The organism is Vibrio sp. Vb0349, assembly GCF_033338975.1.
This window is the reverse complement of record NZ_JAWOTS010000030.1, coordinates 1-24,555: the sequence shown is the minus strand read 5'-3', so window position 1 is coordinate 24,555 and position 24,555 is coordinate 1. Positions and strand designations below refer to the sequence as shown.

Below are 24,555 nucleotides of genomic sequence, written 5' to 3'. Positions count from 1 at the left end.
GAATCAATGTTGTTATTGTATACCTAAGTAACCTCAAGATGCTTGGCTCAGATAGATAAGAACAGCTAAGTAAATGATGCTGCGCTGTGCTTTCTGAGTCTTAAAGTGACTTGGGTATAAAACAAAAAGAGCCTGCAATTGGCAGGCTCCTATCTTAGTCACTCAGATGTGACGAGTATTACGCTGTTTCTGATACGGCTTGTGGTTTCTCTTCGTCAGCCAGTTCAGTTTCACCTTTACCCTTAGAGGTTTTGATAACGTAACCTGTCACTGCTAGGGCAAACACAATACCTACGATAGTTGATAGTTGCATTGGCAGACCAAAACCTAGCGAGCTGTTGTTTAAGATGAACGTGACACATACCGTGGTCATGAAGATAGCTGGGATAGTGGTAATCCAGTGCAGCTTGTTGTGACGCAGTAGGTAAGCGGACGCAGTCCAAAGCATCATTACCGCTGTTGTTTGGTTTGCAAAACCGAAGTAGCGCCAGATAATGCCGAAGTCTACTTGAGTTAAGATACCGCCGATAACGAACAGTGGAAGTGCCATCAGTAGACGGTTACGTAGCGTTTTTTGTTCCATGTTGAAGTATTCAGCAAGGATCAAGCGGCTTGAACGGAACGCTGTATCGCCAGACGTAATTGGTAGGATAACCACACCCAGGAACGCAAGGATACCACCGAACACACCTAGCAGACCAAATGATGCGCTGTATACCACGTTACCAGGACCACCGTTTTTCACAGCTTCGGATAGAGCGTCTAGAGAGCCGAAGAAAGACAGAGCGATAGCACACCAAATTAGCGCGATAACACCTTCACCAATCATTGCACCGTAGAATACGAAGCGACCGTTTTTCTCATTTTCCATACAACGCGCCATCAGTGGAGACTGAGTCGCGTGGAAGCCAGAGATAGCGCCACATGCGATAGTGATGAACAATGCAGGCCATAACGGCATGTCATTTGGGTTGAGGTTAGAGAACATGTCCGAAACTTGGAAGTCACCCATTACTGTGTGTTCGCTAGAGAAAGCAACGGCTGTCATTAGGCCAACAGACATAAAGATAAGTAGGGCGCCAAACAGTGGGTAGAAACGACCAATGATTTTATCGACAGGAACAATCGTCGCAATGATGTAGTAAGCAAAGATAGCAATAACCATCGTTGTCATGCTTACACTCAAGCTTGTTTGATCATTGATGAGGTTAGTAATCATGCCAGCAGGGGCTGAAACGAACACTACGCCAACTAGAAGCAATAGGACAATGGCAAAAATATTCATAAAGTGTTTTGCGCCATTACCTAGGTAGCGACCTGTAATGGTAGGTACAGATGCACCGCCGTTACGCACTGAAAGCATGCCTGAGAAGTAATCGTGTACTGCACCAGCAAAAATACAACCGACTACAATCCAAAGCATCGCCGCAGGACCGTATAGTGCCCCCATGATCGGGCCAAAAATTGGACCAACACCTGCGATGTTAAGTAGTTGAACTAGGTAAACTTTCTTTGTTGACATTGGAACGAAGTCAACACCGTCCGATTTGGTGTGAGCTGGCGTTTGGCGTTTTTCATTGATGCCGAAAATCTTCTCGACGAAAGCGCCGTAGATGAAGTATCCGCCGATTAGGGCTGCGACACAGGTTAGAAACCACATCATAGCAATTGTCCTTGGTCTTAGTTGGGTAGGGTTTTTTTTTAATCTCAGGATGCATGTTATGCGTCACTTGTGTTAAATGCATTCGGTTAGTAGATGAGTGGTCGAATAGAGCACTGAGTGGTCGATATGCTGCTTGAGCGGTTTTTAAAAATGGCGAAAGGTTGATGACAGTCTTGAGCGGCTGATTTGAGTCATCAGTGGTTAAATCTGCAAGCTCAGCGGCAAGCGCCAATAATTAGTGGTAAGCTTATTTTTGAAAACAATTACTTAAGGAAGAACCATGAAAAAGGTAACGGTAGGTCTGGCACTGGCTTTACTTGCAGGATGCACAGCAACGACAGCAGATCTTGCCAAGTCGGGAGATTGGCATCAGATCGGATATCAAGATGGCATAACCGGACACACATCGCGCACGATGAGCGAGCTTCGTGAGTTGGGTAGTGTTAAGCAAAGTGACTACGACCAAGGTTATTTAGAAGGTTTACGTGAGTACTGTAATCCTGCTTTTGCGTATCAAATGGGGTTATCTGGTCAGTATTACGAAGGGGTTTGTGAAGGTACTGAGCAAGCGCAAAAATTCCGCATGGAATGGCAACGTGGTTGGAATGAATACTCAAATTAATAGTCAATAAAGCCGTTGTTACACTGTCTGCATCACATAAATGTGGCAAAGTCTTTCTTATTAAACTATGTTCATATTGCTTGATAGTGAGCACAGAAAAAAGGAATCACATTATGTCAACGCAAATGGCTGGTGGCTGGAGTCCATTTCATGAACTCACAGCAGATAATAAAGAAGTATTTGCTAAAGGTATCGAGGGGTTTGTCGGTGTCAAATACTCCCCTTTGGTTGTGGCTACTCAAGTCGTAGCCGGACAAAACTATGCGTTTTTCTGTAATGCAGAAGTTGTCTACCCTGGAGCACAACCATACCCAGCAATGGTTCATATGTTCAGTGACCTTGAAGGTAAAGTCGGTATTACTCACATTGAACGATTGAACTACTAAATTAAGCCATAAAAGGCGCCTGACTTTTAAATAAGTGAGGCGCTTTATTGATTAAGATTGATTAGCTTGCGCGATCACGACTTTTCTTAAATATCCTTGCTTGGCGTTCAGTTGCTCAGTCGCGCTTTCTCTATCCAGCCCGGTTAAAATCATCAAAATCGCTAACTTGGCGTCGTAGTCAGTTTCTTTGAGCGCCGTTTTAGCCTCTTGGTTAGTACAATCTGTTGCTTGCATAACAATACGAGCCGCTCTTGCAACTAGCTTTTCATTCGTCGCTTTCACATCTACCATTAAGTTCTGATAACTTTTGCCTAGGCGAATCATGCTTGCGGTAGTGAGCATGTTCAGTACGAGTTTTTGTGCTGTCCCTGATTTTAAGCGAGTGGATCCCGTTAACGCCTCAGGTCCAACAACGGGGCTAATCGCAATATCAGCAATATCTGCAATCGGAGAGTCAGGGTTACAAGATAGTGCTACAGTGGTGGCACCAAGCTCGTTCGCATACTCTAAGCCACCAATCACGTAAGGTGTTCGTCCACTTGCCGCAATACCAACGACGACATCGCGTTGTGTTAGCGTATTCTCTTTAAGATCTTGCTCGCCCAATGCTGGGTCGTCCTCCGCCCCTTCTTTTGCACGGAACATTGCCTCTTTTCCACCGGCAATAATACCAACGACCATCTCTGGATCTGTGCCAAAAGTTGGTGGGCATTCTGAAGCGTCCAAAACGCCAAGTCGACCACTGGTACCCGCACCGATGTAAAACAACCGACCTCCGACCTTCAATGCTTCCGTGATCTTATCAACGGCTTCAGCGATCTCAGGCAATACTTTTTCAACGGCAAGAGGAACGAGTTTGTCCTGTTGGTTGATGCGTTGAACAATATCGAGAGAAGGCAGCAAGTCGATGTCCATGGTGTCTGGATTTCGCCCTTCAGATACCAGATGGGATAAAGCTGCGATAAGTGCATCGTTTGTCATAATGAATTAAGCCTTTTTGTTTAGGATCTATTGCCCTTAATTTTTTGAATAGAGTACACCCAGTGAAGCGAGACGACTTGCCCCCGTAACTTCCGGTAAGTTGCTAGGGAGGCCGTGAATATGGCGCTGCGCAAGCCAAGCAAACGCCATTGCTTCCATGTAATCGCCATCAACGCCTTTTTCTGCCGTTGTCGCAACGCTCCATTGTGGCAATAACTTGGCCAGTCGTTGCATCAAAAGCGGGTTTCTTGCTCCACCGCCACAGACCAATAGTTGAGGTGTGATGCCATGAGAAAACTTGTCGACTTCGTTGGCAATGGTAATTGCAGAATACTCGCAAAGTGTACGTTGTACGTCTTCGATTGGTAAATTGTGATGGGCCAGTTGTTGATGCAGCCAGTCAATATTGAACAGTTCTCGCCCGGTACTTTTAGGGGCAGGCATGGCGAGGTAAGCTTCTTTGAGTAATTGAGTCAACAAAGTAGCGTTTACCGTTCCTTTAAGCGCAAATTGTGCATCTTCATCGAAGCTTTGCCCAGTATGCAGCGCACACCATGCGTCCATCAACATATTGCCCGGGCCTGTGTCATAGCCAATGACTGGTTGTTCTGGATGCAGTACCGAGATATTGGCAATGCCTCCAATGTTAAGTACCACAGTTGTGGAATCCTGCATCGCAAAAATGCTTTTATGGAAAGCAGGGACGAGTGGAGCACCTTGTCCACCTAGCGCCATGTCTTTACGACGAAAATCCGCTACCGTATCAATGCCTGTCTTGACTGCGATAATGTTTGCATCGCCCAATTGAGTGGTAAACGGCAAGTTTCCGGTAGGCTGATGGAACACTGTTTGACCGTGATTACCAATCGCACGAATTTGCTCTGCGACGTAACCAGACTTATTGAGCAGCTGTAACACAGCATCTGCAAATAGATGGCCGAGCTGATGGTCAAGTTCACCTATGGTTTTTAAATTTGTTGCTTGACCGGTACAAACAGATAACAGCATGTCTTTTAGCGCTGCGGGCATTGGGTAGTCGTCGTGCGCAATCAGGCGAACATGCTCATCGCTTATTTCAACTAGAGCGGTATCAACGCCATCCATACTCGTTCCAGACATCACACCAATGTACAGTTCGTTAAATTTCATAGCCGATCTCGTCAATTCTTCATTCACTTATTGTAAAGCAAATCTGAAGCGAATAACCTCATCGAATACGAGATATTCAGCCGATTTTGAGGAGAAAACATGGGACCGTTATGGGTTGACGTTGCGGGGTATGAACTGACCGCTGAAGACAAAGAAATCTTGGAGCATCCTACGGTTGGTGGCTTAATTCTATTTGCTCGCAACTATCATGATAGCGAACAGCTTCAAGCACTTACTCAATCCATCCGAAAGGCGGCTAAGCGCCCGTTTTTGATCGGTGTGGATCAAGAAGGCGGCCGAGTGCAGCGCTTTCGTGAAGGTTTCTCATTAATTCCTGCTGCTGATGAGTACGCTAAACATCAAAATGGTGAAGAGCTTGCTCGTATGGGCGGTTGGTTAATGGCAGCAGAGCTGATTGCCCATGATATTGATTTAAGCTTTGCCCCGGTACTTGACCAAGGCCATCAATGTAAAGCGATCGGTAACCGCGCATTCGGTGAAGATGCCGATACCATTCTTCGCTATAGCACTGCTTATATGCAAGGAATGAAGAGTGTTGGCATGGCAACGACAGGCAAGCACTTCCCTGGACATGGTGGCGTGATTGCAGACTCACATCTAGAAACACCATACGATGAGCGCAGTGATATTTTTGAACAAGATATGGCGATCTTCAAAGCGCAAATTGATGCCGGTATTTTAGATGCCATGATGCCTGCTCACGTGATTTTCCCACATTATGATGCTCAACCAGCCAGCGGTTCTGAATACTGGTTAAAACAGGTCCTGCGTCAGCAATTGGGTTTTAAAGGTTTGGTTTTTTCGGATGACTTGACCATGGAAGGCGCTGCGATCATGGGCAGCCCTGCCGAGCGAGGTGCTCAAGCATTGAGAGCTGGCTGCGATATGTTGTTAATGTGTAATAAACGAGAAGCGCACGTTGAGGTATTAGACAACTTACCGGTTTCAACCGTGCCACTCGCGGATGGATTACTGAAAAAACAGTCATTTTCTCCAAGCGAACTTAAGCTATCTCAAGAGTGGAAAGCGGCGAGTGAAGCGATGAAACGCTTGACTAGCTAAACCTCTTGTAAAAGATTCAAAACAGCGATGAGAAGCCAAAGTTAATTATGCTTTGGCTTTTTATTTGACTGTAAACTTTAATTTACACTAAATGTTTTTTATTCTGTACGATTGTTTTTCTTTTTTAGCCTGTTATCTTGTCGTTAAAGCTTAGTTGTCTCACCAAAGGTTTGGTTGGGTGTAAAAATAAATATACAGGTTAGAGTTATGCAGAAAAGTGAGTTGAGCAATATTAATATTATCGAAGAACAGGTTCTTATTACTCCGGAGGAACTAAAAACCAAGCTTCCTTTGAGTGAAAAAGCACGTCGCTTTATTCAAGAGTCTCGTCAAACTATCGCTAATATTATTCACAAGAAGGATCACCGCCTGCTTGTTGTATGCGGTCCATGTTCTATCCACGACGTAGAGGCGGCGAAGGATTACGCAAAGCGCCTTAAAGCACTCTCTGAACAACTAAGTGACCAACTGTATATTGTTATGCGTGTTTACTTTGAGAAGCCGCGCACCACGGTCGGCTGGAAAGGCCTGATCAATGACCCACACCTAGACGGCAGTTTCGATATTGAACACGGTCTGCATGTTGGACGCGAACTTCTGGTGGAGTTGGCAGAGATGGAAATCCCGCTCGCGACTGAGGCTCTAGACCCAATTAGCCCACAATACTTGGCGGATACTTTTAGCTGGGCAGCCATCGGTGCTCGTACGACGGAGTCACAAACTCACCGTGAAATGGCAAGCGGCCTGTCTATGCCAATCGGTTTTAAGAATGGCACCGATGGCAGTTTGGCAACCGCAATTAACGCGATGCAAGCTGCGTCCTCTAGCCACCGTTTTATGGGAATTAATCGTGAGGGACAAGTCGCACTATTAACCACCCAGGGCAATGCTAATGGACATGTGATCTTACGTGGCGGCAAGCAAACTAACTACGATTCGGTATCCGTCACTGAGTGTGAGCAGGAGATGGCGAAATCTGGTCTTGATGCTTCATTAATGGTGGATTGCAGTCACGCCAACTCACGTAAAGATTACCGTCGCCAGCCATTAGTCGCGGAGGATGTGATTCATCAAATCCGTGAAGGCAATAAATCTATTATCGGTCTTATGATTGAAAGCCATATCAATGAAGGAAATCAATCTTCTGACTTAGCTCTTGAAGAGATGAAATACGGTGTATCTATCACTGACGCATGTATCAATTGGGATTCAACTGAGGCACTATTACGTCATGCACATGAAGAGCTAGTGCCTTTCTTAGAAAATCGTCTAAAGGCTAATTAATACAGGATTTAAGGAACATCAATGGCAGTTGAACTTAACGCATTACGCGATCAGATTGATGCAGTTGACAAGCAAATGTTGGAGCTATTGGCTCAGCGTTTAGCGCTCGTAGAGAAAGTTGGGGAAGTAAAAAGCGAACATGGTTTGCCAATTTATGCTCCAGACCGCGAAGCGGCGATGTTAGCTTCTCGTCGCGCTGAAGCTGAAAAAATGGGAATTCCTCCACAGCTTATTGAAGATATTCTGCGTCGAACAATGCGTGAGTCTTATGCCAGCGAGAAAGATTCCGGTTTTAAGTGTTTGAACCCTGATTTACGCTCAGTTGTTATTATTGGTGGTAATGGTCAATTGGGTGGCCTGTTTGGGCGTATGTTCAAATTGTCGGGCTACCAGGTCAAAGTTCTCGGCAGTAAAGACTGGGATCATGCGGATGAGATTCTAGACAACGCGGGTTTAGTCGTGGTCACGGTGCCGATTCATCTAACGGAAGGGGTGATCGAAAAACTGGGGAACTTGCCGCAAGACTGCATTCTGTGTGACCTGACTTCTATCAAGTCGAAGCCTCTGCAAGCAATGTTGAATGTGCACCAAGGTCCTGTGGTTGGTTTGCACCCAATGTTTGGCCCAGATGTTCCGAGCCTTGCCAAGCAGGTTATTGTGTACTGTGATGGCCGTGGTCACGAGCATTACCAATGGCTATTGCAACAGTTTGGGATTTGGGGCGCAAGCTTGTGCCAAATCGATGCACAAGAGCACGATCATGGCATGACGTTGATTCAGGCGCTGCGCCACTTCACGTCGTTTGCTTACGGTATGCACCTTAGCAAAGAGAATCCGAACATCGATCAGTTGTTGAAGTTAAGCTCGCCAATCTACCGCCTTGAATTGGCGATGGTGGGACGACTGTTTGGTCAGGATCCGAACTTGTACGGTGATATCATTTTCTCTTCTCAAGAGAATATCGATATGATCAAGCGATTTCATCAGCGTTTAGGTGATGCGGTAGCGATTCTGGATAGCAGAGACAAAGCGCGATTCATCGAAAGCTTTAAGCAGGTGAGTGATTGGTTTGGTACTTATTCTCAACAATTTATGAATGAGAGCCAAAACTTACTCAAACAGGCGAATGATAATATTCATCGCGGCTAATCACGGGTCATTTAGCCGTGCAGAGTCCGAAACAAAAAGAGCAGCGTAAGCTGCTCTTTTTCGTGTTGATGGACAAATCAGTTCGTCGCAGTATTACTCGTATCTTCACTTGATACTGTGTTGATACTGGTATCGCGATAGGGTGAATTGGTTAAATTGACTTGTAGACGTACAACGTTATCAATCAATTGAACCAAAGGTCCCCATTTCACTTTTTTCTCTTTTTCAAAGACGTCATTGAAGTTTTCTGGCGTCCACTCCATTAAGTATTGAGGGTTGAGTGCTCGTCCGAGGAAGCGTACTTCATAGTGCAAGTGTGGCCCTGTGGAGTTGCCAGAGTTACCGCATTGAGCAATGATGTCGCCTTTACTAACAAACTGACCGCTTTTCACTTTGAAGCGTTGTAGATGAGCAAAGGAGCTCATAAAGCCAAATGAGTGACGAATGGTGACATAGTTACCATAACCACGATTGCTCGGGCGAACGGTTTCCACCACACCGTCAGCCGGTGCCAGGATCTCTTCTCCTCTTTTACAAGTCAGATCGATACCAGTATGAACATGCCTCTTACCTGAAATCGGATTAATACGACTGCCGTAAGAAGAAGAAATACGTTGGTATGTGACTGGACTGTCATTTGGTATCAAACGGAACATCGTCGCTCGAACAGCAGAATCGATAGCGGCTGCGTCAATTCGCTCCTCTAACCCCATGCTGTTCTCATCGATCATCAACTCTTCGTCTGCGAGACCTAAAACCGATTCAACGTCGAATACCCGTTTGCCCAATAGCTGAATTTGATTGTTTTTGTCCGTCAAAGACTGGGAAAGCGAATGATTGGTATCAAGCTGTTCTTCGTAAAGAGCCGTCACTTCGGCCTTTTCACTTTCCAGTTTGGCGATGATTTGTGTTAGTTCGTCTTTATTGTGCATCTGCTGCTGATTAAGGTACCACGCGCCACCAACGACGGCGGGTAATGCCAATACTGAAGCAAATACTGCTAGGACCGAACTGCGGCCCAAATAGAACTGCTGATCGCCGTCTTTCGTCGGGATCTGCATGATGATTTTTTTAGACATAGTTATTGTTACTTAAATAGGCGTTCATTTATTTTTCTCCTAAAAACCTGAGAGGTGCTCTAACTCTCGATTCAGAAGGTCGTTATTGCCTACATTCAATTCTATAAATCGTTTTAGTTGGCTAATGCTTTCGATGTCTATCTTAGCGATCTTCAACCTAATCTCACACTTAGAGACATTCACAATTTGCGCTTTTAACGTAATCACTTGTTCGGATTGATCAAATGAAAAAGTCACATGGACTGGAAGGGTTGGATCCAAAGCCTCAGTCTCTTCCACCTTCATGAGTAAACCATGCAAGGAAAGATCTTGAATCCTAGCTTCAATTGCCAAGTCACGTTGTTCTATCTTAGCTGGAGCTTGATGGAGAATACGTGAAAAGCGTCGTCTCTCTGTCATATGAATATTCTCGTCAGGTCGTCAAACAGAATTGAATAGTATATCAATACGAACAAAAAATGTTCGATTGTTGTTTGAAAAGTGTCGAGGTCGCTACAGAGTGACGTAAGTGCTATGTCATGTTCTTAACGAACGAGACGGGCTAATGAGCTCTTTTTATAACAAAGAAACAAAGGCCGCTATGATAGCGGCCTTTGTACAAATTACAATCAAACTTTGTGGGTTGCGATTACTTCGCAATACGCTTGTATTTGATACGGTGTGGTTCTGCGGCTTCAGGACCCAATGTTTTCTTCAACCAATCCATGTACTCTGTGTAGTTACCTTCGTAGAAGTTAACTTGGCCTTCGTCACGGTAGTCAATGATGTGGGTTGCGATACGGTCAAGGAACCAACGGTCGTGCGAGATAACCATTGCACAACCAGGGAACTCTAGTAATGCTTCTTCTAGAGCACGCAGTGTTTCAACGTCAAGGTCGTTGGTTGGTTCGTCGAGTAGCAACACGTTGCCGCCCGCTTTAAGCAGCTTCGCAAGGTGGACACGGTTACGCTCACCACCCGATAGTTCACCAATAATCTTTTGTTGGTCACTGCCTTTAAAGTTAAAGCGTGAACAGTATGCGCGAGCTGGGATTTCGAAGTTGTTGATCTTAATGATATCAGCACCTTCAGAGATCTCTTGGAATACGGTTTTAGAATCGTCCATGCTGTCACGGAACTGATCGACAGATGCTAGTTTTACTGTATCGCCCATCTCAATTGTGCCCGAGTCTGGTTGTTCAGTACCACTTAACATCTTGAATAGCGTCGATTTACCTGCGCCGTTAGCACCGATGATACCAACAATTGCACCTTTAGGGATGCTGAATGACAGGTCATCAATCAGAACACGACCGTCAAATGACTTGGTCAGGTTCTTCACTTCAATAACCTTATCACCTAGACGCTCACCTGGTGGGATAAACAGTTCATTGGTTTCATTACGTTTTTGGTGATCAGAGCTTTGCAGTTCTTCAAAGCGAGCCATACGTGCTTTTGACTTCGCTTGACGACCTTTAGGGTTTTTACGTACCCACTCAAGCTCTTTCTCGATAGTCTTTTGGCGAGCACTCTCTTGGGAGGCTTCTTGTTGTAGACGAGCGTCTTTTTGCTCCAGCCATGAGGTGTAGTTGCCTTCCCATGGGATACCTTCACCACGGTCCAGTTCTAAGATCCAGCCCGCAGCGTTATCTAGGAAGTAACGGTCGTGGGTGATGGCTACTACGGTACCTGTGTAATCCACTAAGAAGCGCTCTAGCCAAGCCACTGATTCTGCATCTAGGTGGTTGGTAGGTTCATCAAGCAGTAGCATGTCTGGCTTAGAAAGTAGCAAGCGACAAATAGCCACACGGCGGCGTTCACCACCTGATAGGTGCGCAATTTTTTGGTCCCATTCAGGTAAACGTAGTGCGTTTGCTGCACGCTCAAGCGCATTTTCTAGGTTGTGGCCATCTTTCGCTTGGATAAGGGCTTCTAGCTCGCCTTGCTCTTTTGCAAGTGCGTCGAAGTCTGCATCTGGTTCAGCGTATGCTGCGTAGACTGCGTCCAAACGTTTCAGAGCGTCAGCAACGTCAGCAACCGCTTCTTCAACAACTTCACGAACGGTTTTTGATTCGTCTAATACTGGTTCCTGAGGTAGGTAACCTACGTTTAGACCAGGTTGTGGACGCGCTTCACCGTCGATATCCGTGTCGATACCTGCCATGATACGTAGCAGTGTGGATTTACCTGCACCGTTCAGACCTAAAACACCGATTTTCGCACCAGGGAAGAAGCTCAGAGAGATGTCTTTAAGAATTTGACGCTTAGGTGGCACAATTTTGCTCACCCGCGACATGGTATATACGTATTCAGCCATTGCCGATCGTTCCTAAATTAACTGTCATTCAAACCCATCATTTTATACCAAGTGCTTTGTTTTTGTTACCGCATTGCAAGAATTTCCCTAACGAATGGATTTCTTATTTTGAGCTGACCGGAAACTTACACGGTTAGGGTATACACTTTTGTTATTCGTTAAGAATGACGAAATGTTTTCTATGCGAGTTAGAAACGCTTTGTCTCCATCGTCTTAAAAGTTTGACGAGTACAATTTTTAATACACTAAGTTGCTTTACATGGACATCTGCATTCTGTGTAAATAGATGCATGTGTGAAAATTGCCTTAACATCACATGAACTCTAACAAAACTAGGCTTTAGGGCAGTATATGTCTGGGGAAAATGACACAAATGAGATTCAACGTATCTGAATTGGCTAAAAACGTATGCTGCGCCGCCGCGTTGTGTGCTATGAGTTTGAGTGCTAATGCCGCGCTGAGTTTGGAAAAGCAGCGCGAAGTATATGAGCAAGCTCAAGATTTATTAGATAAAAATGACATCGACGGATACCTTTCGATTCGTCCTAAAATTTCTGACTATCCACTAACGCCTTATGTGGATTACCGCACTTTTATTAGACAGTTACCGGAAAAGTCACCACAACAGGTGAACGAGTTTATTTCTGAGCACGAGTCTTTTCCATTTTCTCGTCGAGTTCGCGCTCCATACCTCAATCATCTTTATAAGCAAAAAGATTGGAAAACCATTACTGAGTTTCAAAAAGTCATTCCTAGTGGTGAGCGTTACCAATGTATTTTCTACGTCGCTCAATTAAAGCAAGGCAAGAAAGTCGCGGCGTTTAAAGGGGCTGAACATATGTGGTTACGTGGCATCAGCATTGCTGATGAGTGTGACCCATTATTTGCGGCATGGGACAAGGCGGGTGAGCGTACCGATGAACTGATTCTACAGCGTATGTTACTGGCGTTTGATGCTCGTAATGGCGGTTTGATGAGTTACTTGCTCAAACTGCCTAAATCAGCGCAGGCAAAGCAACAAGCCAAAGAAATGAAAGCGTTGTTTGATAATCCTTCAAGCGTTGCGGAATTCGCGAAGAAAAAACCTGCGAATGATTTTAATCGAGCGCAAAGTGAATATGCGTTAGAAAAGTTGGCTCGTATGAACACTAGCCAAGCACAAGGTGCGTACGATGCTGTCATTAAAGGACAGAAGTTTTCTCCAGAAAAAGCGCAAGAACTTGCCGACTATATTGCATTTCGATTGACTCGTACGGAGTCTGAGTCATTAGCTAAATGGCGCGATGATAAAACGAAAACCAGTCAGTACTTACCGTTGATTGAAACGCGCATCCGCTTAGCGATTCAAAATGCAGATTGGAAAGGCGTACAAGAGTGGATTGCTGTTCTAAATAAAGAAGAACAAGCCACGCTACGCTGGCAATATTGGCTTGGAAGAAGTGAAATAGCGTTAGGTGATGACATCGCGGGGAAACAGCGTTTAGCAACTCTGCTTGGGCAACGAAACTTCTACAGTGTGGCTGCCGCCAATGCAATCGGACAATCAATCAAATACCCAACGCATACGGTTAAGTTGGATAAGAAAGTTGTTCAACCCTATCAAGACTCGCTAGCTCGTATCGAAGAGTTGATCGCGACGGATAAAATCGCAGCAGCGAAGAGTGAATGGGCACACTTACTGCGCCGCGTAGGAAAAGATGAAAAGGCGATGTTGGCGGCTTATGCATCATTTAAACGTTGGCATAACTTAACGGTGACCGCGAGTATTCAAGCGCAGATGTGGGATAACATCGAACTTAGGTTCCCAATAGCACACCGCTGGTGGTTTAACTTTTATGCGAAAAAGCACAACATTGATCCCGTCACGATGATGTCTCTCGCTCGACAGGAAAGTGCGTTAGATGTTGAAGCCCGCTCTCCAGTTGGCGCTCGTGGTCTTATGCAGATCATGCCTGCAACGGCGAAGTACACGGCACGTAAATATAAGTTGAGTTATCAAGGTACGCAGGATCTCTACAATGTAGGAAAAAATATCGAGATTGGTAGCCATTATTTGCAAGGTTTATTAGAGGATTACGATAATAATCGTATTTTTGCTCTTGCTGCTTATAATGCAGGTCCTAACAGAGTAAAAACGTGGCGAGAGCGTACCCAAGGAAAAGTGGATGCTTATGCCTTTATTGAGGCAATTCCATTTAAAGAGACGCGCGGTTATGTACAAAACATCTTGATGTTTGAAACATACTATCGTGATCTTTTGGGTATCGATGGCGCGTTCTTGAATCAACATGAGATCAATACCAAGTATTGAGTGAGGTAACTTGATGTCGCACGAACCCGAGTACAAAGACTGGCAACAGATTATTGAGCTAATTCGAACAAGTATGGGCACCCAGCAAGATGACATGCTGTTAACTATGCTGATGTCACGTGATGAGAGAGAGTCATTAATATCACGCGTTAATATAATTAACGAACTTCTTAAAGGAGAATTATCTCAACGGCAGATCAGTCAGATGCTTGGTGTGGGCATTGCCACCATTACTCGTGGCTCTAACGAACTAAAGTCGAAATCTGATGAAGAAAAAGACAAGTTGAAAGTCTTGTTAGAACAAGTTGCGGTATCTAAGTAGACAGTATATCCAATTTGCTTTTAGGCCTTGGTGTTACAAGTGACTAAGATAACGTATTACAAAGGGCGGAAATATCCGCCCTTTTGCGTATCTAGAGACTAGGCTGAGTGTTATAAATTTGAAGGAAAATGCTCAGGGTTTGTGAGTGGAATTAAAGCCAGAATCAAGGCTTGGTGATAGACCGAGCTTCGAGTTAGCTGGTTTTGGGTTAGCAGGCTAATAGCGCCACCTTTCTGTTTGATATTATCAGTACCAAACACTTCGTCCATTACATCTCCCAATTCATTCGCATCCTTGAGTTTTTCCAAGACTTTTGGCGGCAACATTAAGCTTGCAGAACGAGATTCACCGCGGTGAGTCTCTGACTCAACCACCATCCAAGCAAACGTCACGTTTGCTTCAATTCCCGCTTCGAGACCGACATAGTAATCCGCGTTTGGCATCTCTACTTTTGCGTTTTTAACGCGGTTTAGCGCACCACGATGAGTTTCTTCATTCGTCATGGGCTGATCTGCGACCTCACTCGGTACACTGATGCCAACGAAGTTGAACTCTTGATGCGGAAATGCATTACGAAATGCACTTTGAACTGCATTAATTTTGGCTGGGTTTAGCGATGCGATTACGACTTTTTGGGTTGCCATGATCTTTTTACTCACTGGTGTCTATTAACTCAATTTTACTTGCGTAGGCTTTACGTTCTCACTCGGGTAACAGCCTAATACTTTCAAGTGCTTAGTGATTTTTGTTAGCTCTTCAAGTGCCTGTTGCATTTCTGTCGAAGCAAGATGTGATGTCAAGTCTACGTAGAACATCTCTTCCCACGGGTTCCCCATAATTGGGCGTGATTCCAGCTTGGTCATATTGATGCCGTAACGTTGCAGCACTAATAGTGTTTCAACCAATGAGCCTGCCTCTTGGGAGGTCGACATGATCAATGTGGTTTTTGCTGGAATCTGAGTAGAAACTTCAACCGGTTTACGAGCAACCACGATAAAGCGAGTATGGTTTTCGGTTTGGTTTGCGATGTTGCCTTGAATTGCTTGCAAGCCATATAGCTTACCGCTTGATGCATTACCAATTGCAGCCACATCATCACGATCCATCTCTTGGACTTTCTGCATTGCATCTGCTGTGCTCGCGCAGGATTCCAGCTTTACCCCTTTCATACGGCTTAAAAACTCACTGCACTGTTGGTGTGGCTGAGGGTGAGAATACAGCGTTTTAATATCTTCCAGACGAATGTCTTTTTTCGCAACCAAGCAGTGTTCGATTGGTTGAGTTAGCTCTCCAACGATGTAAAGCGTCGTGTGTTGTAGTAAGTCATACACTTCATTAATAGAGCCTGAGCTGGTGTTTTCGATTGGCAGAACGCCATAATCAGCATGGCCAGATTCAACCGTTTGAGTCACTTCTTTAAAGTGCTCGCAGTTGAGCTCGATAAGCTCCGTATTTTTACGACTGAAGTATTCGCGACTTGCCAAGTGCGAATAAGAGCCTTTGGCTCCTAAAAAAGCGACGCGAGCAAGTGGCTTACGGCTTTGCTGTGGGTTAACGAGATTTTGCAGATAACTTTGTTGAAGCAGAACTGAGTCTTCAATGATGGTATGGAAAAGTTTGGTGATGTACTGCGCGTCAAGTTCGTATTTATCTTGGCCATTAGAAATCAGCTTGACCAATAATTGCTGTTCACGGACGGCGTCGCGAACAGGCTTTGAGGTTTGTACTTTGCTTTTGGCTACTTCAATGCTGAGTTTACGGCGCTCAGACAATAAGCTGAGAAGTTGGTCATCCAACTCATTCAAGCGTAAACGAATTTCTTCGAGGGAAATAGGTTGGTCAGTCATCAATTCTTTCCTTATAAAAAAGCCTCCCGATTTGGGAGGCTTTCTGTTTGTTTTTGACTTTTCTTTCACAAACGAGTTCGCCCCTCCAACTATGGGAGGAAAAAGAAGTCAAAAATAAACAGTGAGGTTAAATGCATAAATAGTGCTTAATTTATGAGTGTTTAAACACAATAAGCAAGGCTGGGGAGAGCGTCAAGCAAAAAAATAGCGCCTTTCGGCGCTATTTCCTCAATATGTTCAGTTTACTCTTCTTCTTCCACTAGCTCAGGCTTACTTGCACGTCGAGCTTCAGGTTTGTGGGTCAGCTTGTTCAATTGTCGTTCTAGTTTTTGCTCCACTTCGTTGATAGCTGCGTAAAGATCTTCGTGAGTTGCTGAGGCAATGAGCTGGCCTTTAGGAACTTTGATAACCGCTTCGAATTTCTTCTGTTTGTTTGGTTCCTCACTGAAAGTTGCTTGGCAACCAATTAGGTCTACTTGCCATTTCTCCAGTTTTTTAAATTTGCTCTCAATATGAGCTCGGATTGCAGAGGTGATTTCGATGTTTTTGCCAGTGATATTCATTGTCATAAGTGTTTTTCCTCTGTTGCATCCCTCATGGGTTGAGTTCAGATTACCGCTTTAAGCATAAAAAAATGTGATTCAGATCATTATTTTGCTCGGGTTTTTTATGATGAAAAATGAATGTGATCTCACTCAAGAACTTCTGAGATTTATCGTGAAATTGCTTGTTATCGGTTAGTAAATCCGTAGATTGGATAGAGTACTCAGCTGAAAACGGCCTCGTTTTTAGGGAAGTTTTACGGCCTAATATTTGAGGTGGTTAAAATTTAACTGCACGTAACGTGTGATGACGATCACTGAGTCTTTCCAATGAATCCATTTAAAAAGCCGCTTACTGTACAAGCGGCTTTTTACTGTCTGGCATTTGGCTGACTTTTCGTAGCGGTATCATGAAAATGGGGTCTTTTGGGGCTAGTGAAACCCTTTCTAGACTTTTGACTTGGTCCAAGCTTTCTAGTTGTTTGTATATTATGTAGTAGCGATTAATGCTTGTGACGTACCCAACCGTTGAGCTTAAACTTTTCCGCATAACGATTTCCACGTTATTAAACCAAACATTAGGATCGTAACCTTGTTGGGCTGCACGCTTACGAATACGCTCTACATTGCCGGGGCCCGCATTGTAAGCCGCCAATGTAAAGTAGAGTTTATTTTGTGCAGTGATATCAGGATCACTGAAGTACTGCTTACGCAAAAAAGCTAAGTATTTCACTCCAGCATGAATGTTGTTTTCTAATTGTCGAACATTTTTGATATTGATATTCGGATCTTGAGCGGTGCTGGGTAGTACTTGCATTATGCCAACGGCACCTCGACTTCCAACTAGGTTGTTATTAAATCCTGATTCCTTGTAAGCGATTGCTGCGATCAGTAAATAGTCGATATCGTATTTCTCACCATAGCGTGAAAATAGCGCCGCGAGTTTTTCTAGTTGAGCAATTTTCTTAGGGTTAAGAGCTCTGTTCAACCATCCCGTGTTATCGATGTATTTGCCGTAAATAACGTTACCGAGTAGTGTCCCAGAGCGAGACTTCTGGATGAACTTATTCACGACGGCTTTTAATTTGGGACTATTTTCTCGCATTGCCCAAGCAATTTTGCCATTTTTGCGGATAGGGATTTTTTTGTGCACCCGAATATCATCCATCACTTTCAGCCAAAGCTTGGCTTTATGGCTATCGAGAACAATGGCTTTGACGTAACCATTGTTGAGCATTCCGACCAGCTCATAATCTTGAAGTGTTTCTTCAATAAAGTGCACGATAACAGGCGGTAAGCCTTTTTTGTTTAGTTTCTTATTTAGTGTCTGAATGCTTTCAAAGTAGCTAGAGCTGGCGCGCACCCAAATCTCTTTGCCGCTCAGTTGTTCGATTTTCGTCATCGTTGGTGTGCTTTTGTTTGTCACTACCCACTCTTGAATGTCAGTGAGAATGGGTGAACTGAACTCCACTTTCTGTTTGCGCGTGTCGGTAATAGTCAGGTTGGCGACAACTAAGTCACCTGAACCGTTTTCTAAGGCTGGCAGTAGCTGGTCGCGGGCAACAGGAATAATTTGTACGTTAAGCTTTGGTTTGAGTTTACGAAGGTCTTTTTCGAAATGCGCCAGCAATTCCGCGCCTATGCCTTTTGGTGTGCCGCCCTCAATGTAGTAAAAGCCTAAATCAGCAGAAACTAAGACGCGCAGTACATTCTTCTCCTTGATGACATCGAGGTCTCCGGTATAAGGAGGCTGTTTGAGCGGCGAGATTTGCAGTGCGCAAACGGAAGCAGACAATAGGAGCAGCATAACTGCGCAAAGCTTAGATATCGTCACGTTCACATCCTTTTTATAAAGGGGGGGGAGGAGAACTTTAAGCATATGTGGAGCTAGGAAGATCATCAAGAAAGGGCTGAATACACTATTGAGAGTAATAAAAAACCGCCACGGTAAAAACGGTGGCGGTTCAGTTTAAAGCAAGTTCAATTACTTCACAGGGTTGAGCTCGATAAGCTTTTCAGTTCTTGCTACGGCGTCTTCCAAACCAAGTTGCTTGTAGGCCTCTAGCTGGATAGTCAGTGACTTACGTGCAGCTTCTGTGTCTGGATACGCTTTTTGTAGCTCTTGGCTGCGATTAATAGCAGCGACCCAAGCTTCACGGCGAAGGTAGAAGTCAGCAGTCGCTAAATCATAGTTTGCTAGACGGTTTTTCAGCGCGACCATACGTTTTTGTGAATCTTCTGCATATGGGCTATTCGGGTAGCGTTGAAGTAGTTTTTTGAAGTCATCAAACGCTTTTTTTACCGGTTCAGGATCGCGATCGCTTCGATCTACGCTGAATAAATCATGCATAAAGTTACGATCTTGCGCCATGTGGCTTAGACCTCGCATGTACAGCACCCAATCCATCTTTTCATGGGTTGGGTTTAAACGCATAAAGCGAGAAATGGTTGCCAAGCCCAAAGCAAGGTCGTCGTTTTTGTAGTACGCATAGATTAGGTCAAGCTGCACCTGTTCAGAGTAGGCACCGAATGGGTAACGTGAGTCTAATGCTTCCAGTTTCTCAATTGCAGAAAGCCAATTACCACTTTGAAGAGAAATCTGTGCGTCTGCATACAGTTCCGAAGGCGGCACATCAGGAACGATTTCTTCTTTGCTTGCACATCCAAACAGAAGGGATACCGCTAAAAGGCCTGTTAAAGTCTGACGTTTCATATCAGGAGTCTGTTCCTTGAATCTAAATATTTCTTAAGCTGCCGTTACTTTCTTTCCAGTAACAGATACAATGACGTAATAGTCTATTTTTTCACAGTCGTGAGCATTAGTCTCACAGTTTTTAAAAAAGTTCGATATGGCTCAGCAGATTGTATTAACAAATACCGTAAAAGATAGCCAGTTAGGTCAACGTTTAGACCAAGCTATCGCCGAATTATTCGCGGACTTCTCTCGCTCGCGCCTAAAAGAGTGGCTGCTTGATGGGAAAGTTCAAGTTGATGGTGAAGTTGTCACTAAACCTCGTACCAAAGTAATGGGTGGCGAGGAAATTACATTGCAAGCCGAGTTAGAAGATGAAGAACGCTGGGAAGCGCAAGATATCCCGCTAGATATCGTCTATGAAGATGAAGATATTATCGTTATCAACAAACCTCGTGACTTTGTGGTTCATCCGGGCGCTGGTACGCCTGATGGCACTGTACTTAATGCGTTGTTGCATCATTACCCTGATATTGCAGAAGTACCTCGTGCAGGTATCGTGCACCGTTTGGATAAAGACACAACGGGTTTGATGGTGGTGGCGAAAACCGTTCCTGCACAAACTCGTCTGGTTCGCGCACTGCAAAAACGTAATATTACTCGTGAGTACGAAGCGATCGCTATTGGTCGTATGACTGCGGGAGGTAAAGTGGATCAACCGATTGGTCGTCACTCTACTAAGCGCACGCTTATGGCGGTAGCACCAATGGGCAAACCAGCAGTAACGCACTACCGTGTTGCTGAACGCTTCCGCGAACACACGCGTATTCGCTTGCGTCTAGAAACGGGTCGTACGCACCAGATTCGTGTGCACATGTCTTACCTTCAGCATCCGTTGCTCGGTGATATTGCATATGGTGGACGTGCTCGCATCCCGACAGGTGCGTCTGAAGAGCTAACGGCAATGATCCGGGGTTTCGATCGCCAAGCATTGCACGCAGTAATGCTGCGCTTTGAGCACCCAATTACGGGCGAAGTTCTTGAGTTTCATGCTCCAGTGCCTGATGACATGGTTGTGATGACTGAAGCGCTTCGTCAAGATACAGAAGAGCACGGCTTACCGGAAGAATTCTAATATGAAGACGATCATTCCGAATTGGCCAGCGCCTAAAAATGTCAAAGCTTTCGCCTCAACACGCATAGGCGGATTTTCGACAGGCCCTTACCAAGGGCTAAATTTAGGTACTCACGTTGGGGATGATTTGTCTTTAGTAGAGAAGAACCGAGCTTGGTTGGCGCAACAGGCAAGCATGCCAAATGCGCCAATATGGTTAAACCAAACGCATTCAACCGTTGTGGCTCAAGCAAATGAACCAACAACACAGGTGCTTGATGCGGATGGTGTATTTACTTCTTCAAGCCATGTTGTTTGTTCAGCGATGACCGCCGACTGTTTACCTGTATTATTGACTAATACACAAGGTACGCAAGTAGCCGCTGTTCACGCAGGTTGGCGCGGCTTAGCAAATGGCATTGTCGAAAATGCGTTAGCGTTGTTTTCTGGTGAAGTGATAGCGTGGCTTGGCCCCGCCATTGGCCCTCAAGCCTTCGAAGTGGGTGAAGATGTTCTGCAAGCTTTTGTTGATTTTGATTCACAGGCGAATCAAGCATTTGCTCCACGCGATATCGACGGTAAATGGTTTGCTGACATGTCGGTGCTGGCAACGCAACGTCTAAACCGGGCTGGTGTGACACAAGTGTTTGATTCTGGACTTTGTACTTACCAAGATAAAGCCTCTTTTTACTCGTATCGCCGTGATGGTAAGACTGGTCGACAAGCAACCTTTATTTGGATCGAAGACTAGCTATAAGCAATAAAGTGCTAAGATGCATACTACTATTTTTGCAAAGCTATCTTTATTCATTCACTCCCTTGAAATTCCCCTCCTGAGTATCCATCTTTCTAACTGTCAAAAGAATTTCCTTTAGTTGAGGTTAGGAAGGTAGATATGCGTCTTGATCGATTCACAAGTAAGTTTCAAATCGCTATCTCTGATGCTCAATCACTAGCGTTAGGGCGCGATCATCAATATATCGAGCCAGTTCACCTCATGGTGGCTTTGCTTGATCAAAATGGCAGTCCAATTCGTCCATTGCTTACTATGCTGGATGTGGACGTAACGCATTTACGCTCTAAATTGAGTGAAATGTTAGATCGATTACCAAAAGTCAGTGGCATCGGTGGGGATGTTCAGCTCTCTAGCTCGATGGGCACATTGTTTAACCTGTGTGACAAAGTGGCGCAAAAGCGTCAAGACTCCTATATCTCGTCTGAAGTCTTCCTGCTTGCCGCTTTAGAAGATCGCGGACCATTGGGGCAATTACTCAAAGAGATCGGCTTAACAGAGCAAAAAGTCAGTCAGGCAATCGAAAAGATCAGAGGTGGTCAAAAGGTCAATGATCCGAACGCAGAAGAGCTTCGCCAAGCATTGGAAAAGTTCACCATAGACCTTACCGAACGTGCAGAGCAAGGTAAATTAGATCCGGTTATCGGCCGTGATGATGAAATCCGTCGTACTATCCAGGTATTGCAGCGTCGTACTAAAAACAACCCTGTGATTATCGGTGAACCAGGCGTAGGTAAGACAGCAATTGTTGAAGGCTTAGCGCAGCGCATAGTTAACAACGAAGTACCTGAAGGTCTGCGTGGTCGCCGTGTGCTGTCATTAGACATGGGCGCACTGGTTGCTGGTGCTAAGTACCGTGGTGAATTTGAAGAGCGTTTAAAATCAGTATTGAATGAACTTGCTAAAGAAGAAGGCAACGTCATCCTCTTCATTGATGAACTACACACTATGGTCGGTGCTGGTAAAGGTGAAGGCTCAATGGATGCGGGCAACATGCTAAAACCGGCATTAGCTCGTGGTGAGCTGCACTGTGTTGGCGCAACAACATTGGATGAATATCGTCAGTACATCGAAAAAGATGCAGCATTAGAACGTCGTTTCCAAAAAGTGCTGGTGGATGAGCCGACCGTTGAGGATACCGTGGCGATTTTACGTGGCTTGAAGGAGCGTTATGAGCTTCATCATCACGTCGAAATTACTGACCCAGCGATTGTTGCTGCGGCGAGCTTGTCACATCGCTATGTCTCCGACCGTCAGTTGCCGGATAAAGCGATCGACTTAATCGACGAAGCGGCTTCAAGCATTCGTTTACAAATTGACTCTAAGCCAGAGTCCTTGGATAAGCTTGAGCGTAAAATTATCCAACTCAAAATTGAGCAACAAGCACTAAGTAACGAGCACGATGAAGCGAGTGAAAAGCGTTTGAAAGCGCTTAATGAAGAACTCAATGAAAAAGAGCGAGAGTATGCTGAGCTAGAAGAGGTTTGGAATACAGAAAAAGCAGCTCTTTCTGGCACTCAACATATTAAGTCTGAGCTTGAACAAGCTCGTATGGACATGGAGTTTGCTCGCCGTGCTGGCGATCTAAACCGTATGTCGGAGCTTCAATATGGTCGTATTCCTGAACTTGAGAAGCAGTTAGATCTTGCAACCCAAGCTGAAATGCAGGAAATGACGCTATTGCGTAATAAAGTAACCGACAACGAGATTGCAGAAGTACTTTCTAAGCAAACCGGCATTCCGGTATCCAAGATGCTAGAAGCGGAAAAAGAGAAACTACTTCGTATGGAAGACGTGCTGCATAATCGTGTGGTAGGGCAAAGCGAAGCGGTCTCTGTTGTATCGAATGCCATTCGTCGTAGTCGAGCTGGGCTTTCTGATCCAAACCGACCAATTGGCTCCTTCTTATTCTTAGGTCCAACTGGTGTGGGTAAAACAGAGCTTTGTAAGACACTTGCGAGCTTTATGTTCGACAGCGAAGATGCGATGGTCCGTATCGATATGTCTGAGTTCATGGAGAAACACTCAGTGGCAAGATTGGTGGGTGCGCCTCCAGGCTATGTCGGATATGAAGAGGGTGGTTACTTAACGGAAGCGGTTCGTCGCAAGCCGTATTCGGTAATTTTGTTAGACGAAGTAGAGAAAGCGCATCCGGATGTATTTAACATTCTGCTGCAAGTTCTCGATGATGGGCGTTTAACGGATGGTCAAGGTCGTACTGTTGACTTCCGTAATACGGTTGTGATCATGACATCTAACTTGGGTTCATCTCGTATCCAAGAGAATTTCGCAACATTAGACTATCAAGGTATCAAGAGTGAAGTGATGGATGTGGTTAGCAAACACTTCCGCCCAGAGTTCTTGAACCGTGTTGACGAAATCGTGGTGTTCCATCCACTTGGTCAAGAACACATTAAGTCCATTGCTTCTATTCAATTGGAACGTTTGGCGAAACGACTAGAGGAGAAAGGCTATCAACTAGAAGTTTCCGACAAAGCGCTCGATTTGATCGCTCAAGTTGGTTTCGATCCTGTGTATGGTGCGCGTCCTTTAAAACGTGCAATTCAGCAGAATGTCGAGAACCCGTTAGCCAAATCAATTCTGTCTGGTGAAATCGTTCCAGACAAGACAGTGCAGCTAATTGTTACTAATGACCAAATTTGTGCTCATCAATAATTGTATGGATACAGTAAAATTGAGATAAAAATCACACTAAAGGGGCCGTTTGGCCCCTTTTCTATAGTTTTTTAGAGTCTTTTGTCTGTTTTCTATACGAATAAACTAAAAAGGTGAGTTTTTTTAAAAAAATGCACTTGTGTTCTTTAATGAACTCCCTATAATGCGCCTCCGTTGTCACGGGAAAGCAAGTGAAGCAGAACCTAAACAACTACGGTTAGTGAGTTAAAATGAACTCGCAGATAAATAACTTAAAAAAGTGTTTGACACGATAAGTTATCTAGCTAAAATAGCCGTCCACTTTGAAGAGAACTTCGAAGTGTGCTCTTTAAAAATATAGACCTATCAATCTGTGTGGGCACTCGTTGATGATAATCCAATTAGAAGCTTAGGCTTCAAATTAGGTTTCAATGATACGAAGTGACCATTGAATCGAAAGATTCAGCACAGTCAATTCAAACATTACTTCTGCTATTTATTAGCGAAAGGAATGTTCAGTATTCATTGAGCCGACAAAATCTTAAATTGAAGAGTTTGATCATGGCTCAGATTGAACGCTGGCGGCA

The 24,555-nt window shown here is 44.6% G+C and carries 21 protein-coding genes and 1 other annotated feature; of the genes, 10 read left to right on the top strand and 11 right to left on the bottom strand.

What is annotated here, in order from left to right; translation table 11 throughout:
* Positions 1-178: 178 nt before the first annotated feature.
* Positions 179-1,663: a carbon starvation protein A gene (locus tag R7Q47_RS20615; protein ID WP_005381914.1), complete on the bottom strand. Its 1,485-nt coding sequence runs from the start codon at positions 1,661-1,663 to the stop codon at positions 179-181.
* Positions 1,664-1,943: 280 nt separating this feature from the next.
* Here R7Q47_RS20615 and R7Q47_RS20610 point away from each other — a divergent pair, with 280 nt between their 5' ends.
* Together R7Q47_RS20610 and R7Q47_RS20605 are read left to right on the top strand one after the other, a co-directional pair.
* Positions 1,944-2,285, top strand: a complete 342-nt coding sequence (locus tag R7Q47_RS20610) for a DUF2799 domain-containing protein (RefSeq protein ID WP_005381912.1) — start codon at positions 1,944-1,946, stop codon at positions 2,283-2,285.
* Between the two features lie 113 nt (positions 2,286-2,398).
* Positions 2,399-2,671, top strand: coding sequence for a hypothetical protein (locus tag R7Q47_RS20605; protein ID WP_053350226.1), 273 nt, complete (start codon positions 2,399-2,401; stop codon positions 2,669-2,671).
* Positions 2,672-2,722: 51 nt separating this feature from the next.
* On the opposite strand, the gene murQ is transcribed toward R7Q47_RS20605, so the two are convergent.
* Together murQ and R7Q47_RS20595 are read right to left on the bottom strand one after the other, a co-directional pair.
* Positions 2,723-3,652: an N-acetylmuramic acid 6-phosphate etherase gene (murQ, locus tag R7Q47_RS20600; protein WP_167415023.1), complete on the bottom strand. Its 930-nt coding sequence runs from the start codon at positions 3,650-3,652 to the stop codon at positions 2,723-2,725.
* A gap of 36 nt (positions 3,653-3,688) precedes the next feature.
* Positions 3,689-4,801 carry an anhydro-N-acetylmuramic acid kinase gene (locus R7Q47_RS20595; RefSeq protein WP_154204830.1) on the bottom strand — a complete coding sequence of 371 codons (1,113 nt, stop codon included), beginning with the start codon at positions 4,799-4,801 and terminating at the stop codon, positions 3,689-3,691.
* A gap of 99 nt (positions 4,802-4,900) precedes the next feature.
* On the opposite strand from R7Q47_RS20595, the gene nagZ reads away from it, so the two are divergent.
* From nagZ to tyrA, 3 genes are all read left to right on the top strand, one after another.
* A complete protein-coding gene (gene nagZ, locus R7Q47_RS20590; protein ID WP_005381905.1) occupies positions 4,901-5,884 on the top strand; it encodes a beta-N-acetylhexosaminidase in 984 nt (327 codons plus the stop codon).
* Positions 5,885-6,091: 207 nt separating this feature from the next.
* Positions 6,092-7,168 (top strand): 3-deoxy-7-phosphoheptulonate synthase, encoded by a 1,077-nt coding sequence (locus R7Q47_RS20585; protein ID WP_005381904.1) that lies wholly within the window; start codon positions 6,092-6,094, stop codon positions 7,166-7,168.
* Between the two features lie 21 nt (positions 7,169-7,189).
* Positions 7,190-8,317: a bifunctional chorismate mutase/prephenate dehydrogenase gene (gene tyrA / locus R7Q47_RS20580; protein WP_005381901.1), complete on the top strand. Its 1,128-nt coding sequence runs from the start codon at positions 7,190-7,192 to the stop codon at positions 8,315-8,317.
* A gap of 77 nt (positions 8,318-8,394) precedes the next feature.
* Here the strand turns inward: tyrA and R7Q47_RS20575 are convergent, their stop codons facing one another.
* The 3 genes from R7Q47_RS20575 to ettA form a co-directional block, all read right to left on the bottom strand.
* Positions 8,395-9,396: a M23 family metallopeptidase gene (locus R7Q47_RS20575; RefSeq protein WP_005381900.1), complete on the bottom strand. Its 1,002-nt coding sequence runs from the start codon at positions 9,394-9,396 to the stop codon at positions 8,395-8,397.
* Between the two features lie 39 nt (positions 9,397-9,435).
* Positions 9,436-9,795 (bottom strand): PilZ domain-containing protein, encoded by a 360-nt coding sequence (locus tag R7Q47_RS20570; RefSeq protein WP_005381897.1) that lies wholly within the window; start codon positions 9,793-9,795, stop codon positions 9,436-9,438.
* A gap of 229 nt (positions 9,796-10,024) precedes the next feature.
* Positions 10,025-11,692 (bottom strand): energy-dependent translational throttle protein EttA, encoded by a 1,668-nt coding sequence (gene ettA / locus R7Q47_RS20565; RefSeq protein WP_005381894.1) that lies wholly within the window; start codon positions 11,690-11,692, stop codon positions 10,025-10,027.
* Positions 11,693-12,056: 364 nt separating this feature from the next.
* Here ettA and sltY point away from each other — a divergent pair, with 364 nt between their 5' ends.
* Together sltY and trpR are read left to right on the top strand one after the other, a co-directional pair.
* A complete protein-coding gene (gene sltY, locus R7Q47_RS20560) occupies positions 12,057-14,003 on the top strand; it encodes a murein transglycosylase (protein WP_411912876.1) in 1,947 nt (648 codons plus the stop codon).
* A 13-nt stretch (positions 14,004-14,016) separates the two neighbouring features.
* Entirely contained in the window at positions 14,017-14,325 is a 309-nt protein-coding gene (trpR, locus tag R7Q47_RS20555) for a trp operon repressor (protein ID WP_005381892.1), read from the top strand.
* A gap of 110 nt (positions 14,326-14,435) precedes the next feature.
* Here the strand turns inward: trpR and yjjX are convergent, their stop codons facing one another.
* The 5 genes from yjjX to bamD form a co-directional block, all read right to left on the bottom strand.
* The gene (yjjX, locus tag R7Q47_RS20550; protein ID WP_262627342.1) at positions 14,436-14,969 is read right to left on the bottom strand and encodes an inosine/xanthosine triphosphatase; all 534 of its coding nucleotides are present in this window, start codon (positions 14,967-14,969) and stop codon (positions 14,436-14,438) included.
* 24 nt (positions 14,970-14,993) lie between these two features.
* Positions 14,994-16,172 (bottom strand): prephenate dehydratase, encoded by a 1,179-nt coding sequence (gene pheA / locus R7Q47_RS20545; RefSeq protein ID WP_017636154.1) that lies wholly within the window; start codon positions 16,170-16,172, stop codon positions 14,994-14,996.
* Between the two features lie 12 nt (positions 16,173-16,184).
* Positions 16,185-16,306, bottom strand: a sequence feature (Phe leader region).
* A gap of 108 nt (positions 16,307-16,414) precedes the next feature.
* Positions 16,415-16,741 (bottom strand): ribosome hibernation-promoting factor, HPF/YfiA family, encoded by a 327-nt coding sequence (gene hpf / locus R7Q47_RS20540; RefSeq protein ID WP_005381889.1) that lies wholly within the window; start codon positions 16,739-16,741, stop codon positions 16,415-16,417.
* A gap of 325 nt (positions 16,742-17,066) precedes the next feature.
* A complete protein-coding gene (locus R7Q47_RS20535) occupies positions 17,067-18,548 on the bottom strand; it encodes a lytic transglycosylase F (protein WP_318089355.1) in 1,482 nt (493 codons plus the stop codon).
* 150 nt (positions 18,549-18,698) lie between these two features.
* On the bottom strand, positions 18,699-19,427 hold the full coding sequence (gene bamD, locus R7Q47_RS20530; protein ID WP_005381876.1) for an outer membrane protein assembly factor BamD: 729 nt from the start codon (positions 19,425-19,427) through the stop codon (positions 18,699-18,701).
* 136 nt (positions 19,428-19,563) lie between these two features.
* Here bamD and rluD point away from each other — a divergent pair, with 136 nt between their 5' ends.
* The 3 genes from rluD (at position 19,564) to clpB (ending at position 23,989) form a co-directional block, all read left to right on the top strand.
* Positions 19,564-20,541, top strand: coding sequence for a 23S rRNA pseudouridine(1911/1915/1917) synthase RluD (gene rluD / locus R7Q47_RS20525; protein WP_005381875.1), 978 nt, complete (start codon positions 19,564-19,566; stop codon positions 20,539-20,541).
* A gap of 1 nt (position 20,542) precedes the next feature.
* Entirely contained in the window at positions 20,543-21,271 is a 729-nt protein-coding gene (gene pgeF, locus R7Q47_RS20520) for a peptidoglycan editing factor PgeF (protein WP_005381874.1), read from the top strand.
* A gap of 144 nt (positions 21,272-21,415) precedes the next feature.
* Positions 21,416-23,989, top strand: coding sequence for an ATP-dependent chaperone ClpB (clpB, locus tag R7Q47_RS20515; protein ID WP_005381873.1), 2,574 nt, complete (start codon positions 21,416-21,418; stop codon positions 23,987-23,989).
* Positions 23,990-24,555: the final 566 nt, after the last annotated feature.